We start from the raw sequence: 12,605 nt of genomic DNA, 5'->3' as shown, positions 1-12,605 counted from the left end.
GCGGCCGGGTGTGTGGGTCCATGGTAGGGCGGTGGCAGGACGGGGCGTAGGGCGTGCGGGCGATGGCGGGAGTGGTCATTCGCTGTCCAGCAGGGCGAGGCCGGAGTAGTACTTGCGGCCGTTGGTTTGATCACGTCGGCGGGTGAGCCGAGGTTGAGTTCCTGTCGTACGCGGGTGGCAAACGCGCGGGCGGTGGCGGCGCGGACGCCTTCGCCGGCGTTGCACCAGGCGGTGTAGGCGGCGTAGAGCAGGCCTTGTTCGTCGCGGAGTTCGGTGTCGGTGCTCGCCTCAGCGGGGCGGGTGCAGCATTCGGTCAGGAAGCGGCCGATGTGTTCTTCGGTGGTGGCGTAGGCGCTGGAGGCGATGCGGACGCGGCCGGGGCCTTCGAGGGGGTCACGGGTGGCGAGGTAGCGGCGGGCGCCTTCGATGAGCCAGTGCAGGATGCCGGGGCCTTCGTCGCGGACGAGTTCGAAGGCGTGGTTGTCGATGCGGCGGTTGGCGGGGACGGTGCGGGTGAAGGGGATGAGCCGGATCCGGCGCCAGAAGGCGAAGCCGCCGGTGGAGACTTCGGGGCGGTGGTTGCCCAGCAGCCACAGGTGGTGGGTGAACTGGGGCAGGACTGCGGGGGTGGTCGGCGGGGGCTGACGCAGAGGCAGGCACGACATCGTTGCGTTTGAGTCTTGAGTCGGAGGTCAAGCCCGGGTGAATGACGCCTCGCAAACCGCTCACGGACGTAAACGCAACGATGTTGTACCTGAGCATGCCAGTTGATCACGCTGCCGCACCGAGGAACTCCAAGATCCCCGCCAGAGTCGCTCATTCGGCAGAAGTCAACTGGTCACTCTCCATGGTCTGCCGAGGGTGCCATGCCTTCGAGCGGCTAGGCACGGCTCAGCGCAGCAGTGCCCAGTCCTGATCGGCGCCATCGGTGTCGGCCCACTGGATGACCTTGGAGCCGTTCGCGGTCCGGCCGCCGTAGACGCCTAGGATCATCCCGGTCCCGCTGTTCTTGATCACACGGTTGCCGTCGGCGTTGGTGTGGTACGACCAGAACATGTTTCCCGTGAGGTTGCAGAGCGAGGCGACCACCTGAGCCCCCTGCCCTCCGGAGACGTTGAGGCACTGACCGTTGCCGTTCTTGATCAGGAAGAGGTTGCCGGCCTGTGAGTTGGCCGACCACTCCTGATCCGGGCGGCTCGTGCAGTCCCAGATCCCCGCGTTGCCGTTCGCGATACCGAGGCAGCGAGCGGAGTTCGGATTGAGCAGCCTGACGGAGCCGGACCACGGCCCGTCCGGTGGTGCCACGGCCCCGGAGACAGTGGCTTGGGCGCTCTGCACGGTTCCTGTGAGTGACAGGCATGCGACGAGCGCGGCGGTGACGGTACGGATACGCGTGCCCATCAGCAGTGCGCCATCCCCGTGTAGGCCACGGTGATCGGCTTCGAGTCGGTGGTGGTGTCGTTGATCTGCCTGCTGCCGCTGAACAGCCGGTAGTACGCGTGCACGGTCACGGTGTCGCCGAATTCGGCCGGGTCCCAGCTGGGCACGCACCACGAGCCGCTGGCGGGATGGTGGCCCTGCGCACAGGAGTTGCTGTCCTGGAAGACGGGTCCGAACCGGTGGCCGAAGCGGTCCCAGATCTCCACCTGGATACGGCAGTTCGCCGGTACCGCGCCGTTGACGTAGTAGTCCGGGTAAGCGTTGGTGCCCGTGTTCCGGTCGTTGATGCAGATCCCGATGGGATAGCCACCCTGTGTGTAGTCGTTGCAGCCGCCCTGGCTCGCCTGTGCGTCCGGCGCGGCCGTCAGCAGCGCGGCCGTCAGCAGCGTTGCCGCGCCGGACAGGATTGCCGCCCGGCCTGAACGGGACGAAGTCATGCTGGACCAACTCCTTTGATGTGAAGCGCCCGTTGGGGCAGGAATGGGATGCGGCCCTCTGCACCCGACGGTGACCGGTCGGCGCTGGGGCACGCCGCCACATTGATGCCGCCGTGCATCTCGGTCAACGCGTGGGAGGCGATCTCGGCGGACCCTGAACAAATGGACAACAATCAATCGATGTCTTTCCTGTTCAGGACGGTTTTGGGCCGATCCGGGACCGGTGGAGGTCTGGAGCGGTTCACGGCGATGGATGGCCCCGAACTGGCAGCGTTTGTCCGGTGCCCTGAGACGGTGGACGGTATCGGACGCGCCACGTGTGGGAGCCTCGCGTCCCCGTTGTTCGGGACATGCCTGCGCCGGTGGGCCTGTAGGCGGTGACCGCGAGCGTGGTGCTCCAGTCGCCGTCGTCCTTGTCCAGGACCTGGATGACGGCGATGTCGTGAGTGATGTTGTCGCGGATGCAGAACCAGGTGTCGGCCGGGACCTGCGGGAAGCGGACGTTGTCCGCCACCGGCTGCTGGGCGATGCCGAGCGCGCAGCGGGCGGGAGTGATGGGGGACTGCCCGGCGATGTAGGCGTCGCTGGAGTCCTGCAGTTCGTAGGCGCCCTTGCTGTTGCCACCCGCGTCGGTGGACAGCAGCCACGAGCCGTTCGACGCGAGGCTTCCACGGGTCAGGTCGACCGGGCGGTCGTTGCCCGGCAGGGTCTGGGGCCGGGCGGCGTAGAGCCGCCGGTAGTTGCGGCCCGCGGAGTCCGGCACCACGCCGGGCGTGGACAGCGGCGGGATATGCCGGTAGTAGTCGAGGCGGGCGTCGACGCCCCAACTGCCGGTGTCAACACTGGAGACGCGCAGCACCGCGATGTCCCCGGTCAGCCGCCAGCGCAGGCAGAACCAGCTGCCGGTAGGTACCTGCGGCCATTGGACCTCTTCCTCGACCGGCTTGCGTGCAATCCCGGCGGCGCATTGCGCGGAGGTGATCGGCCCCGCCCCGCGATGTATGCGTCGGTGGCGTCCTGGAGCTGGAAGCCGCCCTTGCTGTCGCCGCCCGAGTCGGTGGAGAGCGTCCAGTACCGGTCTCTCCCGTCACGGCGTGACCGGTCATCAGGTCGATCTCGTGGTCGGCGTCCGGCAGCGAGACCGGGTGGTTGTGCAGGACCGTCTGGTATCCCGGGCTTGCGCCGGACGTGGAGTCGTTGCGATGGGTGGTCACGGCGAGTACGACGGCGAGGACCACGGCCACGATCAGCGGTACGGCGCTCACCTTGAGCCGGATGGCGGTACGTCTGCCCGCCGCCTTGGTCAGGACCTCGGCCAGGTCGTCCTCGCGGCGTGCGATCCGTGCGGCGACGGCGGCCGGGAGCCAGTTGGCGTGTGCCGGGCCGGCTACTTGTCCACTCCCCCAGCCACCACCACGCGGTCCGGCCCGCACGCCCCCACCCCCGAGGAACCAGCGCGACGACCTTCCACGGGTCGTCCGTCCACCACACCGCCCCCTGCTCCGACGCACCTGACCTGTCACCCGAACCTGCATCAGACCCGTACACCGCCCTCCAGCACCTGCCCAGCGCCACCCTCGTCGCCTACAGCGACGCCGGCCATGCCTTTCTCTTTCAGCATGCGAAGGACTTTGCCGCCCAGCGGGCCTACACCTACCTCGGCACAGTCACCATCGCAGCAATCATCGTCTGGCTCCGCACATGATCCGAGAAACACTGCCTAGTAGCAGGCCAGGTCGGTGACTTGTGGGCGGTGTTTCTTGCGGGGCGCTGCCCTGGCCGTTTGGTGATGGGTGGCGATGGGGTGCGATGGTCTTGAGCGGGTGTCTTGCGGGCTGGGGTGCGGACTGTGTCGCGAAGGAAATCGGTCGTTCGAAATGTCCGACCCCTTTACTCCAGCCGTAGATCGTGATCTCGGTGGTGAAGGGCGCCGAGGTGGCAGGTGGCCAGCGTGGATTATCTCGCCCAAGACCGCTCACGCCGTCGCGAGCGTCGGCTTCTTCTTCGTCTACCCGGGTTCACCGAGACAGAGGGCGTCCCTTATCTCGCTGAGCTTCGCGGTGGTTGCCGGGGTCCGCTCCTGCGCTTGTTCAGCGAGTTGGAGGGCTTCGTCAATCTCGCTGAGCTTCGCGGAGGACAGGACGGTCTCCCGCTCTATCAGGTCGTCCCGGGACACGGTGGTCAGCCACGTGCACGGGGTGAAGCCGGGACGCGGGAACGCGAGCCGCAGCACGCCTTCGAACGGCAGTCCTTCACCGGCGCCCACCGTCACTTCGATGCCCAGACCGCTGATGTCGACGCTTGCCGGAGCGACAACCTGCATCACCCGGATCCCCGAGGTGCCCTCTCCCGACAGAAGTACGACCAGCCTCCGCTCGTCGAACTGAACCCACCAGACTTCGCCACGTTGCACAAGTCCTCCAGATACAGGACGGCAGGCAGACGCTGCGCGACCCTGACGCGCTGTGGAGACGGGTGCGGCCACTGTTGATCATCGGTGTGTGAAGACAAACGATCATACGGTGGCTGCAGGGTCACAGCGTAGACCCTGCCCGCCGGCAGGAGGCGTTCGCGGGCCGGATGAGCCGGATAGCGGGACGGTTCACGCTCATCGAATCCCGGCGCAGGGTCCGGAAGTTGGTACTCGGCCTGCTGTCCGACCTGCCGTGCAAGAACTGCTGGACCATCGCCGAGTGGGCCGGGCACAGGACCCCGGACGGCATGCAGCACCTGCTCGGGCGGGCCAAGTGGGACGCCGACCAGGTCCGCGACGACGTGCGCGACTACGCGGGCTCGTTCCCGTCCGCGACGGAGCGGACGAACGCCGCTGCGTCCTTGTCCCGCCAGATGTTCCGCTTGGTGTAGCGCAGGCCGGTGAAGAGCAGGCTCAGCCGCAGGTTCATACAGAACACGCAGCCGGGCCGCCAGTACATGACAACGCCGTCGCGTGCCTTGGTCATGCCCTTACCCCCCCTACGGTGTTGCCGTTCCGGCGGCTGGAACGGCCAGCCTACTGGGCGCCGGTGCCCGTGCCTCGGGGCGCGACCAGGATCTCGCGGCCGCGGTCCGGGGTGATCAGTTGGGCCAGGACCGGGTTGGCGAACAGGGATATCGGGGCAATGTGGTCCTCGCACACCGGGTGCCACAGACGCAGCGCTGCACGGAGTTCGGGCCAGGCTTCGGCACACAGGTCCGCGCGGTCCCTGCGGACCTCGGCGGGGTCGGACAGCGGGTGGGGTTCGGGCCGCGGGTCGCCGCCCGCATACAGGGTGACGACGATCGGCCCCGTAGGGAACGGCGGCTCGTCGGGAGCCTGGAACGCCAGCATCCCGGCGAGGCGGTCGGCGACAGCGTGCACCGCCGCGTCGAACTCGGGTGCGCCGAAGGTGAGCCGGAAGCCCGGCTCGGCCGCCCGAGCCTCGTAGTCGGCGACGAGTGCCCGCACGGGTTCGGGCGCGTACTCCTTGAGCCGTGGCAGGGGCCGCAGGTCGTGGGGGTGCGCGAGCTGGTCGTGCCGGACCAGGAGCGGCAGGAGTTCCGCGGCGAACAGCGGGCTGAGCAGGAGATCGTCGTTCCCCGGGCGGTACCACATCAGGTCCGCGATCTGCCCGCGCCAATCGCCGAGCATCGCCTTCATCTGCATGCTCAGCACGTCTGCCCGCTCCCGCCCGTACTCGTGCGCCTGGGCGAATACCGCCAGCGGTCCGTCGACCGCCCCGGCCAGCGCTTCGCATCTGGCCCGCTCGACCTCCGCGTCCCAGTGGTCCCGGGTGGCGCCCGGCGGCTTGCGCAGGGCGTGGAAGGACACCCACTGTCGGCGCATGAGGTCGTGGAAGGAGCCGTATCGCTCCGGTCCCTCACCGGACCAGGAGGCGAGCCAGTACGCCGCCCACTCGCCGTCCTCGTCCACGTCGTCCGGGTCGAGCAGCATGACCGCCGCGTCACCCTCCAGGGACAGGCGCAGGGAGCGGGCGAGGACCTTCGCCTCCTGAACGCCGAACGTCTCCTCGCAGTCCTTGCCGTCCTCGTCTTCCTCGCCGTCGTCCTCTGCGAGGTCTTCCCAGACCTCGATCCAGGTGCGGTCGTCGGTGTTTCGCAGCCATTCCAGCTCCGTGGTTCCGGCCAGCCGGTAGATGAAGTTGCCCACGTCCCGCCACCCGTTGGTGACCAGCATGAACTCCCGCAGCGAAGGCGGCAGTCGGCGCCCCAGCCGGGCCTCGGCCGCGGCGATCTCGGCCTCGCTCGCCGGCGCGAACCCGAGCCAGGCGTCACGCACGACCTCCTGCGCGAGCGGCGCGTCCTTGTCCGGGTCGTGCCCGGCGATCCACTCCGCGCTCCACTGCTCCAGGAACGGCCGCCACGCCGTACGCCCACCCATTGTCCCCTCCGCCTCTCGTTCTCCCCCTCGCCTGACTTCACTTCACCACAGGGGTACGACAACGGGTTTGCGGCCCGCTCGGCTACGCGCGCCTGTCGCCGGAAGAGATCAAGACCCGTGGCCGCGCCGCGACACCGGCCTTCGGGAGAGCCAGAGGTCCCGGTTGCCGGCGATCAGCACGCGCCCGTCCTTGAGGGTGACCGCCGTTCTCGGGGGGTCCTCGCTGCAGCCGAGGCTGCCGCGTTTCCAGCCCTTGGCCGTCCCGTTGCCGACCCAGACGGAACCGCACAGCACTGTGCGCGTGTTCAGGTTGGACTTGGGCCGGGGGGCCGAGCCGACCAGGACCGGGTGGCCCGCGGAGTCGACGGTCGCGGCAGTGATCTCGCCGGTGCCCATGGACGAGGTGTCCATCCGGGTCCAGTGCGTACCGTCCTGGCTGGTGAGAACCAGCGGGAGGGAATCGTAGAAGGCGCCGGCCTTGGCATGGCCGCCCACGGCGAACCAGTGGCCCGACGCGTGCAGGACGCTGCGCACCTGTGTGCCGGGCGGCATCCCGGTGATGTCGCCGGACGTCCAGTGCGCGCCGCCGTCCGCGCTGCGCCAGAACGGGATGGTGCCCGTGGAGTGGAAGTCGTAGGCGTTGGTGGCTGCCGCGCCGAAGGCGACGACCTCCTTGCCGTTGACGCCGAAGTCGCCCACGGGTGTGGACGGTTGCCGGCCGTCGATCGTCGGAAGCGGCACGCGACGGACGGTCTTGCCGGCGTCGTCAGACGCGAACACGTACGGAGACTCCACCTGGTCGACGGTCTGGCCGCCGCCGATCAGCAGGAGCGAGCCGACCTTCACCGCGGTGTTCACCGAGGCGTCGTCCGCGGTCTCCTGCTCGGGGCGGGTGTTGAGCGTCAGCGGCAGCGTGGCGAGCCGGACCTGCTCGCCGTCCGGCGCCCGGCGGGTCAACGTGGCGCCGACCCCGATCAGCGAACCGTCGCCCCACGGCACCACCACGTCGCCTGGCAGGCCGCCACCGGCCCAGCCGCTGCGCATGGAGTACGGCACGTCGCTTTCGTCGGCGGCGCCCGGCTTCGGAGTGATCGAGAGCTTCGTGCAGCCGTTGGAACCGGCCCAGTTGACGTTCACGTAGCGGTACCCGTTGGCGAACGTCCCCTCGCCCAAGGCGCAGTTGCCCAGCGGCACAAGCTGGCGCAGACCCTCACGGGGCGCCACGTACCCCTTGTCGTGCGGGCCGGTCACCGAGGGGTAGTCCACCGCGCCCGGATACTCCTTGAACCCGAGCTCTTCCGCACTCGCGCCGCCCGTGCCGGTGGCCCCTGCTCTGATCGTGCCGCAGCCGCCCAGTACCAGGGCCGCGCCGGCTGCCAGGCTCGCCACGACTGCGAGCCTCCCCCCGCGTGTTCTCATCCCTCCACGCTACTGAAATCGAACGCGTGATGCCGGGGGTTGCCATGGCGTCGGTGGTGCGGGTTCGTTCCTGGCCGTCCGGGCGAGGGAACCGTGAGGGCGAGCCAAAGCCTTACGTCGGACAGCCTCGCTCGCGCGGGTGCGACATCCCAGCGAGGCTGAGACCGAGCGGTTACGGCTGCGGGGCGGACAGCGCCCAGGAAGTGGAGAGCAGTGTCCCTCCGATCAGGGCGAAGCTCACGGCGGCGACGGCGCTGCCGCCGGTGATGAGGAGGCCCGCGAGGAGCCCGAAGACGGCGCCCATGGCGGCGACTTGGGCACCCGGCCGCCACCAGGGCCGTCCGGCCAACGTGGTGGTGTCGATGGGTGTGAAGGAGTCGCGTAGGTCGATCCGGACAGCTTTCTGATTGTCGAGGAGGGCGTGCGGCGGCGGGGCATGGCGCAGCCCACGGAGCGGCACCAGGCAGATGCCGTCCGGCAGTTGTGCCACCAGCGGGCCGCGCATCCGCCTACGGTGGTGCGCCGTCACCGGGATCGGGCCGGGCCAGTCCTCGACGGCGGGATGCCACATCACCCGCTGCCAGGCCACCGGCTCGTCGGGCCGACCCGGCTCGGCCAGGGCCAGCCAGGTGGTGTCCGACAGCCACGCCGCAGCGCCGACCCGTTCGCCGCGGGACACCGTCGCGACCATCGGCCGGCCGGCTTTCCGTACCGTCCAGCGGAACCGCAGGCCCCGCACGGCCCACACGCCGCAGAATCCGGCTGTCACCACCCCGGCCAGCCCGATCGGGACAAGTAGATCGTCCTCGGCTGCTGTCTCGGTGGGGTCGGTAGGGAAAGCGCGCGGATCCGCCTCGTGGGGGTCGTAGGCGATGGGGAAGCGGTGGCCCTTGGTGTAGCGGTCGGTGTCGTAGATGCCGAAGCGTTGCTCGTGCTCGCGGCCCGTCTGATCGGTCCAGTGCACGCGGATGTCGTCCTCGTCGCCGATGCCGTCCTCGACGACCACGCCCTCGGCCTGGGCGGTGGCGCGGTCGCGGGCGCTGTCGTAGCGGTAGGCGTGCCAGCCGAGCCAGCCGGCGAGCAAAGCGAACCCCGCCAGGGCACTCGTCACGCCCAGTAGGCCGACGCGCAGGGCGGGCCCGAGGCGTCTCACACAATCACCTCTTCGCTCCCGGCCGCCTCCAGCTCCGCCCGCACGGGTGCCGGGTTGCGGCTGTCCACGGCGGTGGTGAGGAGGTCGTACAGGTCGACGTCCGTGCCGTCCGGCGCGGTGAGTACCGTGCTCAGCCAGCGATGGGCGTAGGTCCAGCCCGCTGCACGCAGCACGGAAGTCAGGGCCGCGCCGGTGGCGCCGGCCAACACCTCGCGGGTGGCGGTGGGGCGCTCGGCGGGCGGCAGCCAGCGCAGTCGGGGTTCGATGCGGCGGGCCAGATGTGGCCCGCCGCCGTCGGCGAGCGCGTCCAGCGCGGCGGACACCGCATGGAGGGGCGTTCGGCTGCCAGTGGCGGCAATCAGAGCCTCGGATCCACTGCCGCCGGCGGGGGTGTGGAACTGCTCGGCGTCGAGGTCGAGGATGCGAACCGGCTGCGGAGGGTCGTAGCGGTCCCTGCGGCAGCGTGGCGCGCGCATGCCGTCGTCGGCCTGCTTGGCCCGAGCCTTGCCGGTGCGCCCGACGTGCGAGTCGAGCCCGGCGAGCTGCTGGATGCACCACTGTGCGATCGGGGCGGCGTCGTGCAGCGTGATGGGATCGCAGCCGTAGGGGGCGCCGATGTCGCTATGGGGCAACGCGGCTATTCGTTGTGCGACCGGTGGGTGGTGGGCCGTGCGGTACGGGTCGAGGGCGTCGTGCTCGGTGGCGGCACGGGCCGAACGGCGCCGTACCAGCGGGTCCCGCAGCGCGGCGTCGAATGCATCGTAGAAGTCCTCGGGATAGGTGTTGTCCACGGCCAGGTCGCTCAGCCACGACTCGCCCAGCCCGTCGAACGCCGCATCCAGCAGTGCAACCGACTCCAGAGCCTGCGCGGCGGCTTCGCTGCCCGCGAGGCGGGCGGCATCGGCATCGGCCGCCGACTCCGCCTGCCACACCCACGGCTGCGAGGCCCCCAGCAGCGGCGCGGCCAGGGGCGCCAGCGGCCGGAAGCGGCCCTCCACCTGCTCGGCGAGCATCGTCCGGGCACCGAGCAGCCAGGAGGACCGCCGGTCGCGGACGTGCTGCTCATGCGCCAGCTCGTGCCCGATCACGGCCGCCAATTGCGCAGCGGTCAGCGTCCGCAGCAGGGGCAGGCCGAGCAGCAGGACGTAGCTGCGCAGGCCTGCGGCCCTGGTGCGCCCGAGCGCGGCATCAGGCAACGGGACGATTCGCACCAGCAGAGGTGCGGTGAAGCCGAGCCGCTCGGCAACGTCCTGGATCAGGGCGGCCAGCTCCGGTTCGTCGCCGGGTCGGACCGCTCGGCCGGGCAGCGGCTGTCGGCCGAGCGCCGTCCGGAGACAACCGATCAGCACCCATATCAACGGCATCAGGGCTGACTGCCAGACACCCAACGCGACGCCCGCGATGAGCAACACCACACCGGCAGCGATCCGAGGCAGCCAGGCGACCGTGCACATGGCCGAGATGAGCAGCCACTCGCGGACCGGCGACGGCCCACGCGAAGGCGACGGTATGGGACTGTCCATCACGCTCCTGACGTGCTGCGAGGTGTGCGCGGATTGTGCCACAGCCCGACGTACGGCTCACCGGCGCGTCTGGAGAGCCGCCGTGGTCTTGAGACGGCCTGCGGTGTCGTAGGTGTTGGTGGTGGTGCGGGTGACGGAGTTGGCGGTCTCGGTGGTCTTGGCGGTGTTGCCCCAGCGGTCATATTCGATGGTCTTGGTGGGCAGTTCGGTGGGGTTGGAGCCGCCGAGCGTGATGGTTCCGGCCGGGCCGGTGGAGCAGACCAGGTCCGCCCATTCCGCCACTTGAGGAAGAAGCCGCAGGTGGGGTGGGGTGGAGGCGGCCCAGGCGGCGGTGAGGATCTTCTGTCCGTCCCGGCCGAACTCCTCGGCCCGGGCGGTGACGGCCGCCTTCCCGCCCGGCAGTTTGCCGATCTCCACCCGGCGCCCGTACCGCTTGGCCCACTCCGGCTCGATGAGCGGAGCCAGCCAGGCAGGAGCAGCCTCGGCCAACTCCTCCAAAGCAGCAACGGAGCGTCCACTGCGGACGGCATCACGGTCCAGCAGTGGACCTGCGCCGATCCACCCGGCGGTGCTGCTGCCGAGGGTGACCACCCGGGAGCCGGGCACGGGCAGCAGGAGGTCCAGCAGCAGTCCCGTCAGGGCGAAGTGGCCGAGGTGGTTGGTGCCGACCTGCAGCTCGAACCCGTCCCGTGTGGTCTGCTGGGGCGCGTACACCACTCCGGCATTGTTGATCAGCAGGTCGATCTTCGGGAGGCGGTCGTGCAGGGCCTCCGCGGCGGCGCGGACGGACGCCAGCGACGACAGGTCTAGCTCCTGCACGGTGGTCTCGCCGTTGATGCCGGCGGCAGCCCGGTGGCCCTTCACCACGTCCCGCACGGCCATGACCACCGAAGGGCCCGGGCCTTGGCTCTGCATCCGTGGCAGATGCGTACTCCGTCGACGGGCGGGCCGAGCTTTCTCTGCGCCTCGACCCCACCGGTCAGGGACGCAAACGCTGGACCATGCGTTGGAAGCCCGCTCTGTAGGCTTTCGACATCGCCTTCGACGGCCGATTCTCCGTCGGCCGTCGCTAACTCACACCACCCGAGTTACACCGTCGGCTGGACAGACCTCTTGGACTGCCATGATCAGCCCCGGCAGGGCCTGATGGAGTGTGGTGAATTCCGGTGCCGGAGGAAAGGGTCGGGCTGTGAGGGCCGAGGGCTGCTGACCAGAAGTCCGCTGACTTGGCAGCATCGGCTACAGGTGTGTCGATCAGAACGGTGTATACGCGGCCTCTGTGCATGGCAGCTCTTCCTGATCAGCTGGAAGATCGCACCTTGGTCACCAACCGTCACGGTCAGGAACACCGGCCTCCCTGGCTCAGACAGGCGAGTTCCTTCTCGGAGGACGCCACCTGTCTGAACTTTCGGGGGAGCCGGTGACAGGAGCCCGGGGGCCGTCAGGGCATCACCGGATCCGGATTGCCGTAGTAGGCGCCGGGGCCGTGCTTGCGGGTGTAGTGGCGTTCCAGCAGGTGGCGGGGCGGTGGGGCCGAAGGGGACAGGGACATGGTGTGCAGGGCGATGTCGGCGACGGCCTCGCAGATGATCGCGTGTTCCAGGGACTTGCGGGCGGAGGCGCCCCAGGTGAACGGGCCGTGGCCGGCGACGAGGGCGGCGGGGACCTCGACGGCCCTGTCGTCGCTGCCGTCGAGGAGGTCCACGATGACGTGGCCGGTGTTGTACTCGTAGTCCTTGGTGCACTCCTGCTCGGTGAGGTCCCGGGTGACGGGCACGGGGCCGTTGAAGGTGTCGGCGTGGGTGGTGCCCAGGACGGGGATGTCGCGGCGGGCCTGGGCGAAGGCGACGGCGTGGGTGGAGTGGGTGTGGGTGACGCCGCCGATGGAGGGGAACGCGAGGTACAGGCAGCGGTGGGTCTCGGTGTCGGTCGAGGGGCGCAGGTCGCCGTCGACGACGGCGCCGTCATGCAGACGTACCGTCACCAGGTGGTCAAGGGTGAGGTCCGCATAGGCGACTCCGGAGGGCTTGATGACGAACACCCCCGCCTCACGGTCGACTCCGCTGACGTTACCCCAGGTCAGGGTCGCCAGGCCGACCTGGGGAATGGCGAGGTTCGCCTCCAGTACCTCGCGGCGAAGGCTCTCCGGGACAGCTGTGGTCATCGGGATTCCTCCGTGGATACCCCCGCCTTCAGGCGGGGGAGGAAACGGACTCCTGCGGAGCAGGGCAGGGAAAGCCGATGCGCCGCCAGGG

At 69.6% G+C, this 12,605-nt stretch carries 11 protein-coding genes and 2 pseudogenes; 1 reads left to right on the top strand and 12 read right to left on the bottom strand.

The window, feature by feature from the left end; genetic code table 11:
* Positions 1-75: 75 nt before the first annotated feature.
* From ACWCQ1_RS42060 to ACWCQ1_RS42040, 5 genes and pseudogenes are all read right to left on the bottom strand, one after another.
* Positions 76-605 (bottom strand): annotated as a pseudogene (locus ACWCQ1_RS42060) (DNA primase); the annotation flags it as partial.
* A gap of 286 nt (positions 606-891) precedes the next feature.
* Positions 892-1,401, bottom strand: coding sequence for an RICIN domain-containing protein (locus tag ACWCQ1_RS42055; RefSeq protein ID WP_451028863.1), 510 nt, complete (start codon positions 1,399-1,401; stop codon positions 892-894).
* Positions 1,401-1,877, bottom strand: a complete 477-nt coding sequence (locus ACWCQ1_RS42050; protein WP_451028862.1) for a hypothetical protein — start codon at positions 1,875-1,877, stop codon at positions 1,401-1,403. The genes ACWCQ1_RS42055 and ACWCQ1_RS42050 overlap by 1 nt, the downstream gene beginning before the upstream one ends.
* Before the next feature lie 241 nt (positions 1,878-2,118).
* The gene (locus tag ACWCQ1_RS42045; RefSeq protein WP_451028861.1) at positions 2,119-2,736 is read right to left on the bottom strand and encodes a hypothetical protein; all 618 of its coding nucleotides are present in this window, start codon (positions 2,734-2,736) and stop codon (positions 2,119-2,121) included.
* Between the two features lie 1,149 nt (positions 2,737-3,885).
* Positions 3,886-4,290 (bottom strand): type II toxin-antitoxin system PemK/MazF family toxin, encoded by a 405-nt coding sequence (locus ACWCQ1_RS42040; RefSeq protein ID WP_451028860.1) that lies wholly within the window; start codon positions 4,288-4,290, stop codon positions 3,886-3,888.
* A gap of 167 nt (positions 4,291-4,457) precedes the next feature.
* Between ACWCQ1_RS42040 and ACWCQ1_RS42035 the strand changes: the two are divergent.
* Positions 4,458-4,667: pseudogene (locus ACWCQ1_RS42035) on the top strand (IS701 family transposase); the annotation flags it as partial.
* On the opposite strand, the gene ACWCQ1_RS42030 reads toward ACWCQ1_RS42035, so the two are convergent.
* The 7 genes from ACWCQ1_RS42030 to araD form a co-directional block, all read right to left on the bottom strand.
* Positions 4,661-4,837 (bottom strand): glutaredoxin domain-containing protein, encoded by a 177-nt coding sequence (locus ACWCQ1_RS42030; protein WP_451028897.1) that lies wholly within the window; start codon positions 4,835-4,837, stop codon positions 4,661-4,663. The pseudogene ACWCQ1_RS42035 and the gene ACWCQ1_RS42030 overlap by 7 nt on opposite strands.
* 50 nt (positions 4,838-4,887) lie before the next feature.
* Complete coding sequence (locus tag ACWCQ1_RS42025; RefSeq protein ID WP_451028859.1) at positions 4,888-6,255, bottom strand: SMI1/KNR4 family protein; 1,368 nt, start codon at positions 6,253-6,255, stop codon at positions 4,888-4,890.
* A 108-nt stretch (positions 6,256-6,363) separates the two neighbouring features.
* The gene (locus ACWCQ1_RS42020; RefSeq protein ID WP_451028858.1) at positions 6,364-7,644 is read right to left on the bottom strand and encodes a hypothetical protein; all 1,281 of its coding nucleotides are present in this window, start codon (positions 7,642-7,644) and stop codon (positions 6,364-6,366) included.
* 202 nt (positions 7,645-7,846) lie between these two features.
* Positions 7,847-8,827 carry a hypothetical protein gene (locus ACWCQ1_RS42015; protein ID WP_451028857.1) on the bottom strand — a complete coding sequence of 327 codons (981 nt, stop codon included), beginning with the start codon at positions 8,825-8,827 and terminating at the stop codon, positions 7,847-7,849.
* Positions 8,824-10,350, bottom strand: a complete 1,527-nt coding sequence (locus ACWCQ1_RS42010; protein WP_451028856.1) for a M48 family metalloprotease — start codon at positions 10,348-10,350, stop codon at positions 8,824-8,826. Before ACWCQ1_RS42010 ends, ACWCQ1_RS42015 begins: the two co-directional genes overlap by 4 nt.
* Positions 10,351-10,407: 57 nt before the next feature.
* A complete protein-coding gene (locus ACWCQ1_RS42005) occupies positions 10,408-11,265 on the bottom strand; it encodes an SDR family NAD(P)-dependent oxidoreductase (RefSeq protein ID WP_451028855.1) in 858 nt (285 codons plus the stop codon).
* Positions 11,266-11,791: 526 nt separating this feature from the next.
* The gene (gene araD / locus ACWCQ1_RS42000) at positions 11,792-12,514 is read right to left on the bottom strand and encodes an L-ribulose-5-phosphate 4-epimerase AraD (RefSeq protein ID WP_451028854.1); all 723 of its coding nucleotides are present in this window, start codon (positions 12,512-12,514) and stop codon (positions 11,792-11,794) included.
* Between the last annotated feature and the right edge of the window lie 91 nt (positions 12,515-12,605).

Source organism: Streptomyces sp. NPDC002144 (genome assembly GCF_053593695.1).
This window is presented reverse-complemented; position numbering and strand designations above follow the sequence as displayed.

Excerpts from the sequence above, each read along its gene's own strand:
- ACWCQ1_RS42055 (WP_451028863.1), bottom strand. The coding sequence starts at position 1,401 with ATGGGCACGCGTATCCGTACCGTCACCGCCGCGCTCGTCGCATGCCTG.
- ACWCQ1_RS42025 (WP_451028859.1), bottom strand. The coding sequence starts at position 6,255 with ATGGGTGGGCGTACGGCGTGGCGGCCGTTCCTGGAGCAGTGGAGCGCG.
- ACWCQ1_RS42005 (WP_451028855.1), bottom strand. The coding sequence starts at position 11,265 with ATGCAGAGCCAAGGCCCGGGCCCTTCGGTGGTCATGGCCGTGCGGGAC.
- ACWCQ1_RS42030 (WP_451028897.1), bottom strand. The coding sequence starts at position 4,837 with ATGACCAAGGCACGCGACGGCGTTGTCATGTACTGGCGGCCCGGCTGC.
- ACWCQ1_RS42050 (WP_451028862.1), bottom strand. The coding sequence starts at position 1,877 with ATGACTTCGTCCCGTTCAGGCCGGGCGGCAATCCTGTCCGGCGCGGCA.
- araD (WP_451028854.1), bottom strand. The coding sequence starts at position 12,514 with ATGACCACAGCTGTCCCGGAGAGCCTTCGCCGCGAGGTACTGGAGGCG.
- ACWCQ1_RS42010 (WP_451028856.1), bottom strand. The coding sequence starts at position 10,350 with ATGGACAGTCCCATACCGTCGCCTTCGCGTGGGCCGTCGCCGGTCCGC.